At 51.9% G+C, this 16,260-nt stretch carries 15 protein-coding genes and 1 tRNA gene; 8 read left to right on the forward strand and 8 right to left on the reverse strand.

Annotated features, from left to right (window positions below; genetic code table 11):
* Positions 1-23: 23 nt before the first annotated feature.
* The gene (argG, locus tag CUZ56_RS07075) at positions 24-1,370 is read left to right on the forward strand and encodes an argininosuccinate synthase (RefSeq protein ID WP_126979591.1); all 1,347 of its coding nucleotides are present in this window, start codon (positions 24-26) and stop codon (positions 1,368-1,370) included.
* A gap of 78 nt (positions 1,371-1,448) precedes the next feature.
* On the opposite strand, the gene CUZ56_RS07080 is transcribed toward argG, so the two are convergent.
* Positions 1,449-2,564: an AbrB family transcriptional regulator gene (locus CUZ56_RS07080; protein WP_126979593.1), complete on the reverse strand. Its 1,116-nt coding sequence runs from the start codon at positions 2,562-2,564 to the stop codon at positions 1,449-1,451.
* 260 nt (positions 2,565-2,824) lie between these two features.
* Between CUZ56_RS07080 and CUZ56_RS07085 the strand changes: the two genes are divergently transcribed.
* Positions 2,825-3,427, forward strand: a complete 603-nt coding sequence (locus CUZ56_RS07085; RefSeq protein WP_126979595.1) for a hypothetical protein — start codon at positions 2,825-2,827, stop codon at positions 3,425-3,427.
* Positions 3,428-3,429: 2 nt separating this feature from the next.
* Here the strand turns inward: CUZ56_RS07085 and murB are convergent, their stop codons facing one another.
* Positions 3,430-4,449 carry a UDP-N-acetylmuramate dehydrogenase gene (murB, locus tag CUZ56_RS07090; RefSeq protein ID WP_126979597.1) on the reverse strand — a complete coding sequence of 340 codons (1,020 nt, stop codon included), beginning with the start codon at positions 4,447-4,449 and terminating at the stop codon, positions 3,430-3,432.
* A 93-nt stretch (positions 4,450-4,542) separates the two neighbouring features.
* Here murB and CUZ56_RS07095 point away from each other — a divergent pair, with 93 nt between their 5' ends.
* Positions 4,543-5,031, forward strand: a complete 489-nt coding sequence (locus tag CUZ56_RS07095; RefSeq protein ID WP_126979599.1) for a YajQ family cyclic di-GMP-binding protein — start codon at positions 4,543-4,545, stop codon at positions 5,029-5,031.
* Between the two features lie 119 nt (positions 5,032-5,150).
* Here CUZ56_RS07095 and CUZ56_RS07100 read toward each other — a convergent pair whose 3' ends face one another.
* The 5 genes from CUZ56_RS07100 to CUZ56_RS07120 all read right to left on the reverse strand — a co-directional run bounded on the left by CUZ56_RS07100 (position 5,151) and on the right by CUZ56_RS07120 (position 8,100).
* Positions 5,151-5,885, reverse strand: coding sequence for a hypothetical protein (locus CUZ56_RS07100; RefSeq protein WP_126979601.1), 735 nt, complete (start codon positions 5,883-5,885; stop codon positions 5,151-5,153).
* Positions 5,886-5,948: 63 nt separating this feature from the next.
* On the reverse strand, positions 5,949-6,311 hold the full coding sequence (locus CUZ56_RS07105) for a RidA family protein (protein ID WP_126979602.1): 363 nt from the start codon (positions 6,309-6,311) through the stop codon (positions 5,949-5,951).
* A 4-nt stretch (positions 6,312-6,315) separates the two neighbouring features.
* Positions 6,316-6,942 (reverse strand): glycerol-3-phosphate 1-O-acyltransferase PlsY, encoded by a 627-nt coding sequence (gene plsY / locus CUZ56_RS07110; RefSeq protein WP_404948033.1) that lies wholly within the window; start codon positions 6,940-6,942, stop codon positions 6,316-6,318.
* A gap of 117 nt (positions 6,943-7,059) precedes the next feature.
* Positions 7,060-7,554, reverse strand: a complete 495-nt coding sequence (gene ybaK, locus CUZ56_RS07115) for a Cys-tRNA(Pro) deacylase (protein ID WP_126979606.1) — start codon at positions 7,552-7,554, stop codon at positions 7,060-7,062.
* An 18-nt stretch (positions 7,555-7,572) separates the two neighbouring features.
* Positions 7,573-8,100, reverse strand: a complete 528-nt coding sequence (locus CUZ56_RS07120; protein WP_126979608.1) for a GNAT family N-acetyltransferase — start codon at positions 8,098-8,100, stop codon at positions 7,573-7,575.
* A gap of 329 nt (positions 8,101-8,429) precedes the next feature.
* Between CUZ56_RS07120 and prfB the strand changes: the two genes are divergently transcribed.
* The 4 genes from prfB (at position 8,430) to CUZ56_RS07140 (ending at position 13,486) form a co-directional block, all read left to right on the forward strand.
* Positions 8,430-9,528 (forward strand): peptide chain release factor 2 gene (gene prfB / locus CUZ56_RS07125; protein ID WP_126979707.1). Its coding sequence is split into 2 segments (ribosomal slippage): positions 8,430-8,510 and positions 8,512-9,528, totalling 1,098 coding nucleotides; the frame shifts between segments, so codons are not numbered across the junction.
* 93 nt (positions 9,529-9,621) lie between these two features.
* Positions 9,622-12,327, forward strand: a complete 2,706-nt coding sequence (gene pepN / locus CUZ56_RS07130; RefSeq protein WP_126979610.1) for an aminopeptidase N — start codon at positions 9,622-9,624, stop codon at positions 12,325-12,327.
* Positions 12,328-12,330: 3 nt separating this feature from the next.
* On the forward strand, positions 12,331-13,326 hold the full coding sequence (locus tag CUZ56_RS07135; RefSeq protein WP_126979612.1) for a class 1 fructose-bisphosphatase: 996 nt from the start codon (positions 12,331-12,333) through the stop codon (positions 13,324-13,326).
* Positions 13,327-13,410: 84 nt separating this feature from the next.
* A tRNA-Thr gene (locus CUZ56_RS07140) sits at positions 13,411-13,486 on the forward strand.
* Between the two features lie 343 nt (positions 13,487-13,829).
* On the opposite strand, the gene CUZ56_RS07145 is transcribed toward CUZ56_RS07140, so the two are convergent.
* Entirely contained in the window at positions 13,830-14,438 is a 609-nt protein-coding gene (locus CUZ56_RS07145) for a hypothetical protein (protein ID WP_126979614.1), read from the reverse strand.
* An 864-nt stretch (positions 14,439-15,302) separates the two neighbouring features.
* Between CUZ56_RS07145 and CUZ56_RS07150 the strand changes: the two genes are divergently transcribed.
* On the forward strand, positions 15,303-16,260 hold a 958-nt coding region (locus CUZ56_RS07150; RefSeq protein ID WP_204250846.1), incomplete at its 3' end, for an ESPR-type extended signal peptide-containing protein.

Raw genomic sequence — 16,260 nt, forward strand, 5'->3', positions numbered from 1 at the left:
TCAGCCAAAAGATCAGAGGAAATATGGCGACTATTCTTGAATCAGTTCCTGTGGGCCAGAAAGTGGGTATTGCGTTTTCTGGAGGTTTGGATACCAGCGCGGCTTTGCTGTGGATGCGCCAGAAGGGGGCCATCCCCTATGCGTATACGGCCAATCTGGGGCAGCCCGACGAGTCGGATTACGATGCCATTCCGAAAAAGGCTTCCAGTTATGGGGCTGAAAAAGCCCGCCTGATTGATTGTCGTGCCCAGCTCGTGGCAGAAGGCATTGCGGCGCTGCAGTGTGGCGCGTTTCACATCACGACGGCCGGGTTGACCTATTTCAACACCACCCCCATCGGGCGTGCCGTGACCGGTACCATGCTGGTGGCTGCCATGAAAGAAGATGATGTGAACATCTGGGGGGACGGCAGCACCTACAAGGGCAATGACATTGAGCGTTTTTACCGTTATGGCCTGCTGACCAATCCGGATCTGAAAATCTACAAACCCTGGCTGGACCGCACCTTCATCGACGAGCTGGGTGGACGCGCGGAAATGTCCGAATTCATGCGCAAATCGGGCTTTGACTACAAAATGTCCAAAGAGAAGGCCTACTCGACCGACTCCAACATGCTGGGCGCCACACACGAAGCCAAAGACCTGGAGCAGTTGAATACCGGCATCAAGATCGTTGAGCCGATCATGGGCGTGGCTTTCTGGCGTGAGGACGTGGCCATCAAACCGGAAGAAGTGACCGTCCGTTTTGAAGAAGGGCGTCCGGTGGCACTCAATGGGGTGGAATATCCTGACCTGGTGACGCTGATGATGGAGGCCAACCGCATTGGCGGGCGGCATGGCCTGGGTATGAGCGACCAGATTGAAAACCGCATCATTGAAGCCAAGAGCCGCGGTATTTACGAAGCCCCCGGACTGGCATTGCTGTTTATTGCGTATGAGCGTCTGGTGACCGGTATTCACAATGAAGACACCATTGAACAGTACCGTGAAAACGGCCGCAAACTCGGGCGTTTGCTGTATCAGGGCCGCTGGTTTGATTCCCAGTCGCTGATGCTGCGCGAAAGTGCCCAGCACTGGGTGGCACGCGCCATTACCGGCGAAGTCACGCTGGAATTGCGCCGCGGCAATGACTACTCGCTTCTCAATACCGAATCACCCAACCTGACTTATGAACCGGAACGGCTGACGATGGAAAAGGGCGATTCCATGTTTACCGCAAGCGACCGTATCGGCCAGTTGACCATGCGCAATCTGGACATTACCGATACGCGCCAGAAACTGATGGTATACAGCAAGGCGGGCCTGCTGACCTCCAACAAGGGCAGTGCCATTCCGGAGTTGGAAAACAACCCGAACGAAGGCAAAAAATAACAGCATTGGTATGCTGTTCAAAAGCCAGCAGCACGTTAACGTGCGAGCTGGCTTTTTTATATGGTGCACACAGCAGGTTCAGGCAGAAGAAGAATCCACCATGGTATCCTGCTCGTGGCTGCGCTTGGCCAGGTAGCGGGCCAGCGACGGGCAAATGACGCTGAGCAAAAACAAACGTGCGGTTTGCAGTGTGACAACAAACGATATGTCGACATAAGGGCGGGAGGCAGCGATCACAGCGACAGTATCCAGCCCGCCCGGGCTGGTGGCCAGATACGCGGTTAACGGGTCGACCCCAAGCACCTGTACCAGTACCCATGCCAGAACACCGCAGAACGCCATCAGCAGAACCACAGAAGTCAACACCGCTGGTAGCGCTTTGTAGGCATGGCGCAGGCTGTAGGGGTCAAACGTCAGGCCGATACGCCATCCCAGCAATGCAAAGCTGGGTGCGAGCAGCCAGCGCGGCAACTGCATTTCAATGAGCCCCATTCCCTGCAATAAACCGCCCAGCAAAAGGGGTATGAGCATGTAGCCGGCAGGCATATGGAACCTGCCGGCAACGGCGCTGCCAATACCGGCAACCAGCAGGGTTGAGCCAAATGCCACCAGATCAATAGGCGGGAACCATGCGAAGCCCACCGTGGTGCGGATGGCTTCATCGGCTGCAGATGGTACTGCAAACAATGCGATGACTGATGCCGCAACGGTGACCAGCAGAACACGCATATATTGCATGAAAGCCACCAGCCGGGCATCGGCGCCAAAGGTTTCCGCCATGATCACCATGGTGGCCGCTGCCCCGGGTGTTGTGCCCCAGACAGCGGTGGTGCCTGGCATGACATGCATTTTGGCCATGATATAGCCCATGATGCTGCTGGCAACAATGGTCAAGAGGATAATGCCGACAAACAGCCACCAGTCATGCATGAAATGCGCAATCACCTGTGGTGAGAGCGAAGCGGCGATCATACAGCCGATAATGGCTTTGCTGCCTTTGAATGCCAGCGAGGGAACCTGGATACGGCCCTGAAATGCGCCGATAATGATGCCTGCAAACATGGGGCCAAGCAGCCACGCAGCAGGAATGCGCACAAGCTCTAACACCCCGATAAACGCCGCAGAAAGCGTCAACAAAATACCCCATTGCTGCCAGCGCGGGCGTGATGCAAAGGATGGAAAAGCTGACTGCATGGCATTCTCGAAACAGGTTGCCTTATTTTACGCCTATCGCAATGGGGAGAGTTGCTGTGAACGTGCAGTATTTCTCAAAAGCTGCGAAATGTGTGGTTTTTATTGTGCAGAATGGTACGTGGGCATGGTGTGATGACGGGGCACAGAAGGTGAACAGGCGCTGCCAGCAGGAATAATGCCGTGCCCAAAGTATTTCCGATGGCATAAAAAAGCACGTATGATAGAGAGCAACCCGGTTTGCTTGAAAGGTATTTCATCACATGGCTTTAAAAAATAAATGCTTATGGGTGTTGGCTGGCCTGCTGATTTTTTCTGGAAGCTCTGTTGTTGCGCAAAATGCACCGGCAGACATTCCACCTGCCGATGGTTACAGGCAGTTGAGCTGTGAGCATCTTTCTACTTTGCTGTACTCAGTCAGTGAATATACGCGGCAGGGGAAAACCCCGGAAGAAATATATGCGTTACTCACGCCGCCTGATGCGGTGATGCGGGTCAAGCTGTTACACGGTACTCTGATTCCTGCTTATGTCAGCAAAGACGCTGTGCCTGCAGCGGCAGCGATGGGGATGCAGCAATATTGTCTGAGCCGCGGTTTGAATCAGGCTCATATACGGCAGATCAATCAAATGTGTGATCTGTATGTGAATTATGCGCCGAAAGTGGTTGCCGGGCGGGATGAAGGAAAGCCGTATCAGGACTTTGTCAGCAGGCTGACTGTACCTTTTAAGGATGATGATCCGGTCACGATGCGAGCCAATGCCGAAATTGCACAGAGCTATATTTATCTGATTTACAGCAATCCTGATAAAACAGTCACCCAGCTACAGCGCGAAGTGGGTGATAGCTGCTACATGTCCGAATAAGGTCAGAGGATTACCGGCTCGGGTTCCAGCCGGATGCCAAAGCGCCCGTAAACGCTTTCCTGTATCGCCTGGGAAAGGGTCAGGATTTCCGCACCGGATGCCCCACCCAGGTTAATCAGCACTAGGGCCTGCTTGTCGTACACGCTGGCCTGCCCGATGAATTTGCCTTTCCAGCCGCAGGCGTCAATCAGCCAGCCGGCTGCCAGTTTAAAGCGTCCATCCGGTAATTCGTAAAACACCACAGCCGGGTCACGCCCGATGATATCGCGGCACTGTTCTTCGGTGACAATCGGGTTTTTAAAAAAACTGCCGGCGTTGCCAATCACTGCCGGGTCTGGCAGTTTGCTGCGGCGTATGTCGCACACCAGCTCATAAATCTCCTGCGCGCTGGGGTCGCGCTGTATCGGCCGGCGTTCCAGCGCCAGTGCCAGATCGCGATAGTCGGCAACGGGCTGCCAGGGGCGTGGCAGCCGCAGGCGGACATGCGTCACCATGGTTTTGCCGGCCAGCCAGCTTTTAAACACGCTGTGGCGGTAGGCAAACTGGCATTTGGCTTTGTTAAGCGTGATGGTATGGCCGGTGGTCAGGTCAACCGCATCCAGCGATTCAAACCGGTCGGCCAGTTCTATGCCGTAAGCGCCAATGTTCTGTACCGGTGCAGCACCTGCCGTGCCCGGGATCAGCGCCAGGTTTTCCAGCCCGGGCCAGCCGTTGGCCAGTGTCCAGGAAACGACATCGTGCCACAACTCGCCAGCACCCACTTCCACAATCCAGGCATCCTCGCGCTCTTCCAGCAGGCGCTTGCCTTTGATTTCGGCTTTCAGCACCATGCTGTCCAGATTCCGGGTAAACAGCATGTTGCTGCCTCCGCCCAGTACCAGCTTGTCCTTTGGGCCCAGGTCCGGGTCTGCCAGCAACTGCCGGATATCTGTTGCACTGTGGACGCGCACCAGCGTGGGTGTCTGTACTGCGACACCAAAAGAGTTGTAAGGCTTGAGGTTGGCCGGGGATTCAATTAACATAGCCCTGTATTCTCCCATGCAGCGAAAACCCCAACAATGGGAGCATATACTTCATTTACAAGGACACAGGGAATTGTGGAAAGGATTTGACGTATGCCATCTTTTGATACTGTACTAGACCCGAATATGGTTGAAGTGCGCAACGCAGTGGATCAGGCCAGTAAAGAAATCGGCACACGCTTTGACTTTAAGGGCACCGATGCCCGCGTGGAACTTAAAGATAAAGAGCTGATGCTGTATGCCGACAGCGATTTTCAGTTGAACCAGGTGCGTGATGTGCTGCTGGGCAAAATGACCAAACGCAACGTGGATGTGCGTTTTTTGGACCTGGGTGCCAAGCCGGAAAAAATCGGCGGTGACAAGCTCAAACAAAAAGTGGTGGTGAAAGCGGGCATCGAAACCGAGCTGGCTAAAAAAATTGTCAAACTGCTCAAAGACAGCAAGATGAAAGTGCAGGGCAGCATTCAGGGCGATGCGGTGCGGGTGCAGGGCAACAAAAAAGACGACCTGCAGGCCGCCATGGCGCTGATCCGCAAAGAGATGACTGATGCACCGCTGTCGTTCAACAATTTCCGTGATTGAGTATCCATGATTGTCAATGAGCAGCCGATGTGGCTGCTCCAACACGGATGTTCTAGCCTGATTTAGGCTGAGCTGCATGTGATGCCAGGGCAAAATCAGCGCTACCAGGTGCCATAGCATCAGATAGGTGGGATCAATTCTGTTTGAATTGCCTGTGTGTGAATGTACACATAATTGCCTTGTATCGGTAACAGTTCTGTGGGCATAAACAGGTAGTAGGTGTGCTCTCCAGCCTGCGGTGCATGTTCAAACCAGTTCAGATGAAAGTCATAAGCCTGCAATGCCGGGTTGATTTGTACCAACTGTTTTTTCAACGCGTTGGCTTTGCTTGCCTTGTGTTTGACATGTGCACGGGCAATGCGCTTATAAGCCGCCTGGTAGGCTTCAGGAGACGTTTGCAGGGTTTGCCGCAGCAAATGCTCGATGGTGTGCTGTTGTGCGGGAGCCGCTGCATAGACGTTGAGGATGATGTTGCCTCTTCTCAGGATGGCTGTCATCTGGCAAACGGCGGGGTTTCGCAGGTAAGCCTGGTGCAGTTTTCGCAGCAAGGGTTTGCTGTGCAGTTTGGCGATGCCCCAGCACAGCAGGGCTAACAGTGCCAGAAAAGCGGCCATGCCGCCGCCCATCATGGCGTTGAAGCGGATGTTGTAGTTTTCGAAGGCTTGCAGAGTGCCCTTAAGCAAATGCCAAAGTGCCGGTAGCAGAAAAAATGCGCCAATAATGAGCGCCATGACACAGAATAACTGTGCCATGACGGCAGAAAATTGTATGGGCGAAATGGCTTTTTCAAAAACAACCGGGTCCTTGAGCCTGTCTTGCAGCCTTGTGATCTCGGTATTTGCCCAAGGTGCCATGGTACGGGTGTTTTGAACAGGGGTGGGTTGGCAGGTCAAAACAAGCAGCTTGCACCAACAGGCTCAGCAGGCCGCCTTGACCACGATTTCAATTTTGTACGCAGGGTTGGCCAGTGCTGCCTGCACAGTGGCGCGCGGCGGGGCATTGCCAATGCCGGGGCCTTGGCCAATCCACGCATCCCACACCTCATTCATGGCGGTGATATCTTTGATGTCGGCCAGATAGATCTGCACGGAAAGCAGGCGTGATTTATCGCTTCCCACTTCTGCGAGCAGGCGGTCAATCATGCCCAGCACTTCGCGGGTCTGTCCGGCGATGTCTTGTGTCAGGTCTTCGGGAACCTGTCCGGCCAGGTAAGCCACACCGTTATGCACAGCCATTTCTGATAAGCGTTTGCCGACGTGATAGCGCTGGATAAGCGACATGGGTTTACTCCTTCTTTTTTCCGATTTTGGATTCTTTGTGGGCCAGCAGGTTTTGAATGTTTTGTTTATGCCGGTAGATCATCAGCACGACAATGATGATGATGGCCACCAGTATTGGCATACTGGCGGGGTAGCCCTGAATGAAATAGTAGTAAATGGGTGCGCAAATGGCTGCAACCAGGGCTGCCAGGGAGGAGTAGCGGAATACAACCGCGATCAGCAGCCAGGTGGCAAGTATCGCCAGACCTGTCAAAGGCGAAAGCCCCAGAATAATCCCGGCGGCCGTGGCAACACCTTTGCCACCCTTGAACTGGAAGTACACGGGATACAGATGCCCCAAAAATGCACCCAGGGCAACACCTGCGACCACATATGCCGACCAGCCGAGCAGGGGTGCCAGCCACAGTGCCAAAACGGCAGGAATATAGCCTTTGAGCGCGTCAAACAGCAATGTCAGGATGGCCGCCTTTTTGCTGCCGGAGCGAAGTACATTGGTAGCCCCGGGGTTGCCGCTGCCATAGGTGCGCGGGTCTTGTATGCCCAGCGCGCGGGTGACGACAACGGCAAACGAGATGGAGCCTAACAAATAGGCTGCAATGATGGCAATGGCAGCGGTCAGGATAGACATGATGGGTATGAATGGATGGTTGAGTGGCGTAAAAAGGTCGGTTTCAAAGGGGGCGGTTTGTGAGGGATGTTCATTATAGGGTGAGTTCAAACCTGTTTTGTAAAACCGGTGGCACAGGGGTTAACCATTTTCTAAAGCGCATTGTACGGGCTGTGCCCCCAAGGGGCCGGTCAATGCCTGCGGTGATATTTTCAGCAGAAAGCCGCGTTTGCCGCCGTTGATGAATATTTCGGACAAATCCAAAATACTCTGTTCAACGTAAACTGGCATGTTTTTACGGGTGCCAAAAGGCGATGTGCCGCCTACCATGTAGCCGCTGTGGCGTTGGGCAATGTCGGGCTTGCAAGGCGTGACGCTTTTGGCCTGTATCTGGCGTGCCAGGTTTTTGGTGCTGACCTGCATGTCGCCATGCATCAGGATGATGAGCGGATGGTCTTTTCCGTCCTGCATGACCAGGGTTTTGATGACCTGGTGTTCATCTGCGCCCAGTTGTCTGGCCGCCTCGCCGGAGCCGCCATGGTCAACGTAGTCATAGGTGGTTGTGGTAAATGCCACACCGTGCTGGCGTAGCCATTGGGTGGCCGGTGTTTCTGAGCTGTGTGCTGATTTAGCCATTGTGTTTCTGCAAGGGGCTTATTTTGCTGCCGGGAAGCCTTTGGCCAGTGTTTGCAGTGCTTCACCGGTGACGCGGCAAATGCGCCACTCCTGCATCATTTGGGCGCCTGCGGCATGGTAAAAATCAATGGCCGGCTGGTTCCAGTCCAGTACGCTCCATTCAAAGCGTCCATAGTTCCGCTCTACAGCAATGCTTGCCAGGTGTTGCAACAATGCTTTGCCAATGCCATAGCCGCGCCATTGCGGCAGTACAAACAGGTCTTCCAGGTACAGGCCGGGCTGCGCCAGGAAGGTGGAAAAGTTTGGGAAGAACAGTGCAAACCCCACCCGGTGAACCTGTTGCTGCTGGTCCTGAATTTCTGCAATGACGGCTTCTGCTGCAGGGCGCGGGCCGAAAAGCTGGGTGTGCAGCATTTCCGGTGTGCTTTTGACCATATGGGTCAGTTTTTCGTATTCTGCCAGCGCAAGGATGAGTTCTTGTATGGTGTTGACATCGTCCGGGGTTGCTGGCCGGATGTGGATGTGAGTGGTTTGTTCGGTTGACATGGTTAGAATGGGCAAAAAGCGTTAAATCACGGTGATTTGTTATAAAACTATATATTATGGCACTCTTCGTTTTTGGATGGTATGGGTGGTGAGTGTGCCGGTGGGCTTATCCCGACTGGTGGGGCATGCCTGGTGTGCGGTCAAGTGCAGTGAAAATAGCTGGTACCGACAGGTTATTTTCTCGTTGTCTGCAAGGATGTTTTCCGTGCTTGCTCTGCGAAGTTGCTATACATGAGAAAATTACCGGGCTAAAGGCTGATTTGTCTTGTGACAAGCTGGGCCTATATACTTGCGACTTACAGAATTTTAGGAATTAGAGGCGATCAATGATGGAAGCAGAACAAATCAATGCCATTCGCGATCAGCTGCATGATCTGACGCAGCGTTCGCAGGATTTACGGAGGTATCTTTGACTTTGATGCCAAACAGCATCGTTTAAATGAAGTCAATGCGGCACTGGAGCAGCCAGATGTCTGGAATGAGCCCAAGCGTGCACAGGAATTAGGCAAAGAAAAGCGTACGTTGGAGAATGTGGTGCTGGTGTTGGACGACATCACCCAGGAACTGGCTGACAACAGTGAGTTGTTTGATCTTTCGGAAGACGACGAGGATGCGCTGCAAACCATCGGTCAGGAAGCTGACAAGATTCAAGCGCAGGTGAAAAAGCTTGAATTCCGCCGCATGTTCAATAACCCGGCAGACCCGCTCAATTGTTTTCTGGACATTCAGGCCGGTGCCGGTGGAACCGAGGCGTGTGACTGGGCTTCTATGCTGTTGCGCCAGTACCTGAAATACTGTGAGCGCAAAGGTTTTAAAACCACGCTGGAAGATGAAACCCCGGGCGATACGGCAGGTATCAAGGGGGCGACGATTCATATTGAAGGTGAATATGCCTATGGCCTGCTGCGTACCGAAACCGGTGTGCATCGGCTGGTGCGCAAGTCACCGTTTGACTCTTCAGGCGGTCGCCATACCAGTTTTGCCAGTGTGTTTGTGTATCCGGAAATTGATGACTCGATTGAGGTGAATATCAACCCGGCAGATGTGCGGGTGGATACGTATCGCGCCAGTGGCGCAGGTGGGCAGCACATCAACAAAACGGATTCGGCCGTGCGTTTGACGCATATACCGACCGGCATTGTGGTGCAGTGCCAGGATAGCCGCAGCCAGCACAGTAACCGCGATGTGGCCTGGCAGCGGTTGCGCTCGCGCCTGTATGACTATGAAATGCGCAAGCGCATGGAAGAACAACAAAAGCTGGAAGACAGCAAAACGGACGTGGGCTGGGGGCATCAGATCCGCAGCTATGTTCTGGACTCCAGCCGGATAAAAGATCTGCGTACCAATGTGGAAGTTTCCAACACTCAGAAAGTGCTGGACGGCGACTTGGATATGTTTATTGAGGCGAGCCTGAAACAAGGCGTGTGATATTGTGCAGATGTGCGAGAACACAAGGGGAGGTTGTGCCCTTGTGCATATACGCGACTTATTGATATATAACTGGTGACCAAAGAGAACATTATGCAAGACGCTGCTTTAAAATCTATTCGGCGCGAAAATTATGCTGCTCCCGCGTACTGGATCAGCGATGTAAATCTGACTTTTGACCTGGACCCGGCCAAAACGCGTGTGCTCAACCGCATGCGGGTGCGACCCAATACCCATATCACACGCCCTGAGCCGTTGCGGCTGGATGGTGAGGAGCTGGACCTGGTGCGTGTGCTGATCAACGGGCAGGGCGCAACTTTTCGCATTGAGGAGTCTGAGCGCGGTAACCAACTGGTGATTGAGCAGGTGCCGGCAGAAGAGTTCGATCTGGAAATCTTTACCATCTGCAAGCCTGAAAAAAATACCACATGCCAGGGGCTTTATGTGTCGCAGGGCACGTTTTTCACCCAGTGCGAAGCGGAAAGCTTCAGGCGCATCACCTACTTTTTAGACCGGCCAGACGTCATGGCCGAGTATACGGTGATGCTGCGGGCCGATAAAAAACAGTATCCGGTATTGCTTTCCAATGGCAACCTGCTCGATCAGGGTGATTTGCCCGATGGCCGGCACTATGCAGTCTGGAATGACCCGTTTCCCAAACCCAGCTACCTGTTTGCGCTGGTGGCAGGCAACCTGGTTTGCCGTGAACAGCGCATCCGGTCGGGGGTGGGCAAATCGCATCTGTTGCAGGTGTTTGTGCGCTCAGGAGACCTGGATAAAACCGAACACACCATGAATTCGCTGATGCATGCCATTGCGTGGGATGAAGCCCGTTTTGGCCTGCTGCTGGACCTGAACCGCTACATGATCGTGGCCGTAAGCGACTACAACATGGGCGCGATGGAAAACAAGGGCCTGAATATTTTCAACACCAAATATGTGCTGGCGAACCCCTCCACGGCAACCGATACCGATTTTTTCAATATCGAAAGTGTTGTCGGGCACGAATATTTCCATAACTGGACGGGTAACCGTGTCACCTGCCGTGACTGGTTTCAACTGACGCTCAAGGAAGGCCTGACCGTTTTCCGCGATCAGGAGTTCAGCATGGACATGGCCGGCACAGCCAGTGCCAAAGCCATTAAACGCATTGAAGACGTGCGCGCTTTACGGACCGTGCAGTTCCCAGAAGATGCCGGCCCCATGGCGCACCCGATTCGGCCTGATGCCTACGCGCAGGTGGATAATTTCTATACAGCCACAGTGTATGAAAAAGGGGCTGAAGTCATCCGCATGATGCAAACCCTGGTGGGACGCGAAGGTTTTGCCAAAGGCATCAGCCTGTATTTTGAACGCTTTGACGGCAAGGCAGTGACCTGCGACGATTTTGCCCAGGCCGTTGCTGACGCCAACCCGCACTCCGAGCTGGCAAAACATCTGCCCCAGTTTAAACGCTGGTACAGCCAGGCCGGCACACCCCGCATCAAAGCCAGCGGCTGGTATGATGCAGGAAACAACACTTACAGGCTGACACTTTCACAAAGTTGCCCGCCTACGCCGGGGCAGCCGACAAAAGAACCGTTTGTCATTCCGGTGGCCGTTGGGCTGATTGCCGCCAGCGATGGCGGTGAAATGCCGGTGCAGTTTGCCAATGAAGAAATTGGCCAGGATGGTACCCGCATTCTGACCCTGACCGAGACTGAGCAGAGCTGGACTTTTGTCAACTTGGATACAGAGCCCGTGCCTTCACTGCTGCGCGGCTTCTCGGCACCGGTGATTCTGGAAATGCACATGTCCGATGCGCACTGGCTGACCTTGCTGGCAAACGACACCGACCCGTTCAACCGCTGGGAAGCAGGGCAGCGGCTGGCGCTGGACCGTGCGATCCGGTTTGTCAAAGACAATGCCGAGGTACAACTGGACGCACCTTTTGTCGATGCCATGCGTGCCGTGCTGCGCGACGAAAAACTCGATGCCGGTTTCAAAGAACTGGTGTTGACGCTGCCTTCCGAAGCCTATATGGCAGAACAGTTTGATGTGGTTGACCCGCAGCGTATTCACCAGGTGCGGGAAGCCATGCAGCAGCAACTGGCCGAACTGCTTTACGGCGACTGGATTGCTGTATGGAATGCCAATCAGCCAGCAGGTGGCTATCAGCTAAACCATGTTGCAGCAGGGCAGCGTGCCCTGGCGAACCTGGCGCTGTCATGCATTTGCCGCGCCGCTGCCAAAGAAGGCATGGCGGTATGGGAAGGCAAAGCCTACCAGCGTTTTAAAGATGCAGATAACATGACAGACCGGCTGGGCGCCTTGCGCGCATTGCTGGCATGCCGCAGTAAACTGGCTCAGCCTGCTATGGAACGCTTTTTAGCCCAATACCATCATGAAGCATTGGTGGTGGATAAATGGTTTACCCTGCAGTCTACCGCCAGCGACCATGACGGCGATGTGCTGCCGCGTGTACGCGAGTTGCTGAAACACCCCGACTTTTCATTGAGCAACCCCAACCGTGCCCGCAGCCTGATCAGTGCCTATTGCCAGGCCAACCCGGCAGGCTTTCACCGTGCCGACGGCGCAGGCTATGCCTTCTGGGTGGAGCAGGTACTTGCACTGAACAAACTGAATGCGCAGGTTGCTGCACGGCTGGCGCGTGCGCTGGACAATTGGCGTAAACTGGCTCAGCCCTACCATGAAAAAGCGCAGGCGGCGTTGCAGCAGGTTGCTTCACACACCGATCTGGCGCCTGATGTGAAAGAAATTATTACCCGGGCCCTGGCACTGCCTGAACAAGGAGAATAAGGTATGAAAGCACCTGTGACGCTGATGCAATATTTGCTGGAGCAGCAACGCAGCGGAAAACTGCCGGTTGATCTTTCGGTACTGATCCTGTCCATCGCGCAAACCTGCCAGCGCATTGCCGCAGCAGTGCATCAGGGCGCTCTGGCAGGCGTGCTGGGAGCTGCTGGCAGTGAAAATGTACAGGGTGAAGAGCAAAAGAAACTTGACATCATTGCCAATGAAATGCTGGTGGCAGGGTGCGGATGCATGGGCGTGCTGGCAGGTATGGCTTCGGAAGAAATGGACGAAATCCTGCCGATGGATGCAGCGGCTGCCCAAGGGGACTACCTGCTGCTGTTTGACCCGCTGGATGGTTCTTCCAACATTGATGTCAACGTGAGCATTGGCACCATTTTCAGTGTGCTCAAACGCACCGGCAGTGGCCAACTGACAGAAGCCGAATTTCTGCAGCCCGGGCGCGACCAGGTGGCCGCAGGCTATTGCCTGTATGGCCCGCAAACCACGCTGATGCTGACTGTGAAGCAAGGGGTGGTCATGTTTACGCTGGATACCACGACAGGGGAATTTGTACTCACCCGCAAAAATGTGACCGTACCGGCAGATACCAAAGAATTTGCCATCAACATGAGCAACATGCGCCACTGGGCTGAGCCGGTTCGCCGCTACATTCAGGAATGCCTGGATGGCACCGATGGCACACGCGACAAAAACTTCAACATGCGCTGGGTCGCCTCTATGGTGGCTGAAGTGCACCGTATTTTGTCGCGCGGTGGTATATTCATGTACCCGTGGGACAAGCGCGAGCCTGAAAAACCCGGCAAGCTGCGCCTGATGTACGAAGCCAACCCGATGAGCCTGCTGATTGAACAGGCTGGCGGCAAGGCCACCAATGGCAAAGAGCGCATTCTTGATATTCAGCCCGAAAAGCTGCACCAGCGGGTTCCGGTCATACTGGGCGCGCAAAACGAGGTGGAGCGGGCCACTTCCTACCACGCCTGATGGCCTTGGGAAAGCCGCTTTTCAGGCTAATCTGTAAGTGGCTTGCCTGGCATTGGCAACATGCACTAAAATAGCTACCTTGCTGCCGGATTAGCTCAGTTGGTAGAGCAGCTCATTCGTAATGAGAAGGTCGGGGGTTCGACTCCTCTATCCGGCACCATATAGCATGTAAAGAAGCGGTTTTCAGAACCGCTTTTTTATTTCCCCACCATCCCGCGCACCATACTAAAAGGTGGTTAGAGATTTTGCACTGGCACATCTATGCAAGATATGCGTCAAATTTACTCTATTGCGGTATTGATCAAATGGCGTATCCAACACTAATGAACACTCACGAAGCAACTGCTTCTGGGCTCCATTGATAGGGCTGCATCAGTTGCATGTTCAGGTATCCACTCCGGGCAAATTTTTCGGAGTTTTTGTATTTGCTCATCAATATTTAAGTGTAGATTGCAACCTTTGTTTTTCAGCCAGAAAATTCGGTTAAGGCTCATACAAGCCTTCTATTTTTCCCCTTCTGCCCGCTCTACCCAAGCAGGAATAACCTCTCCCTTGATTATTCGGTTGACAACCTCTATACACTCATGAGGCAACAAATCATCCCATCTGTCATAAAGCGTAAGCATCAGGTCTTTTTGATGATATGAGCTCCAGAAATCCTCATCATTAACAGAGTATAGAAACTGCATAAACTCATGCGCAGGAACCAGTTCTGCTTTACTGGCAGCCCATATACGCAACTGAGAAAATACCGAATGCGGGTTCGGCCAGGATAAAAACTCCCTCTTCGCTGCATGCGGGCTTATTTGAATCAGTTGTTCAAATAAGCGTACAAACTTCAGCACATATCCTGTTAACCCCATGTTTCTGAAGTTACATCCAGTCTTACCTACATGATCGTTACCCCTGATCGGCGATAAAAGCCTGACAGAATCATTTGCATAACGCCGCTCTTCTTCCAACAGCGTACAGACAAATTCAATATTGCTGCTATGCCCAGAAATCACTTGACTAAGTGTAGTATCCGAAATACCGATACTGTTAACATGATTGTTCCCTGGGTAATTAACATCCAACTTCAAAAAATGATCTATTTTGATATGTTTGTTCATCGCAGGAGTTCACTTTTTGTTTTCTTGCAGGTACAAATGTACAGGCAGAGACTGACACATTGGCGTAGCAGAACTTCCTTTCAGCCACATTGCTTTACTTATGTCACATAGGCAGCGCTAATCATGAACGGTTTTATACTGCCAAACTTCAACCAAATATTATCAAAGCCTACGTGCTTCATAATGCGTATTCTTTTCCCTCAATACCCGTAACACATAACTGAAACGCACGCTTCAGGCCACCTTGCTTTGTTACCTGCTTCAACTGAAAGTAACATGGATAATGGTTGAAATTTTAATACGACTATAAAGAGAGGTAAATATATTATATTAATAAATATAAATAATAAATTAATGGATTGCACAAAATCAAAATAAATAATTAAGCAAATCTATATGAAATATTTTTATTTTTAACTATTTATCATATATATAAAATCATTTAAAAAATAAAATATATTTTTCGACTAATATTCTTTAAAATCAAAGTGCACTCTCATAATAAAAGGCAATTGTCGAATAGCACCTATTTCAACCTCCGTTTTTACGGAGGTTTTTTTTATTCAAAAATCCATACTATGACAATAGGTTTCATAGAAGCAAACAACAACAAATTTGTGTGAAAAATTTCACAAATTATCAAAAAAATAGCACACACACTTTGTACCTTAAAGCCTGACGTGAGTTCTATGAAAAATGGTTTTTCAAGGCAATTAAATGAATAATTATCTGTATTATTTATTTCTTAAAATATATTATTTGATAATTAAATAGCATTGAGTCATTTCATGTCTTTAAAATATAAAAACTTTCCACAAATTAAATATCAAATCATTTTATGGTAGCAAAAGAATAGGAGCTGTTATGAATAGAAACTACCGTATCGTATGGAATGAAAGCACGCAAAGCTGGGTGGCCGCATCAGAGTTAAGCAAAAGCCATTCACGTACATCAAGGTCCTCTTTGGGCAAGGGGGTCTTATCTGTGGTGTTAGGTTCGGTGTTGCTCGCAGGTATCTCTCCTGTAGCAATGGCGTATACGGCAAATGTCGCTGCAGGGCAAACAGTCACTGGAGAAACCATCGATAGCATCAAGCAGGATGTTTATGGAACAGCTAACAATAGTACCATCACAACAGGTGGGAGACAGGACATTTATTCAGGTGGGGAAGCCAACGATACCACTATCGAGAGTGGCGGATATCAGTACGTTAGTGCAGATGGGATAGCTAACAATACCATTCTCTATGGCGAAGGTCTGTCTGGAAATCAGTTTGTGTATGAAGGCGGAGTAGCCAACGGTACCACCATGAATGGAGGATCTCAGGTCGTTTGGGGAACAGCCAACAATACCATCATCAATGCCACTATCAATGGCGGGGTCCAGGAAGTTTACTTAGGAGGAGTCAGCAAAGATACAACCGTTGAAGATGGCGGATTGGTACGTATTCATAGTGGCGCTCAGTTACAAGGCACAACACAGCTTAACGCATCAGGAGACATTGATGCAGTAGATGGTGTGATTGATAACCAGGGCACCTTGGTCTTTAACCAGAACTTTGATAAAACCCTGGATGCACAGATCACAGGTACAGGCTCGGTCGTCAAAGATGGCAGCAATATCCTTACATTGAACGCATCAAATACCTATACCGGTCCAACCGAAGTGCGGGGCGGCACCTTGCTGGTGGGCAGCACAGCAGAGAGCAGCAGTGCCCAGATAGCAGGTAACGTGGATGTTCAAAACGGCGCCACGCTGGCCGGACATGGCCGTATTTTAGGCACAGCCACCATCAACAATGGCGGCACCCTGTCTCCGGGCA

It is taken from the genome of Saezia sanguinis (assembly GCF_003991585.1).
Lineage (GTDB): Bacteria > Pseudomonadota > Gammaproteobacteria > Burkholderiales > Burkholderiaceae_C > Saezia > Saezia sanguinis.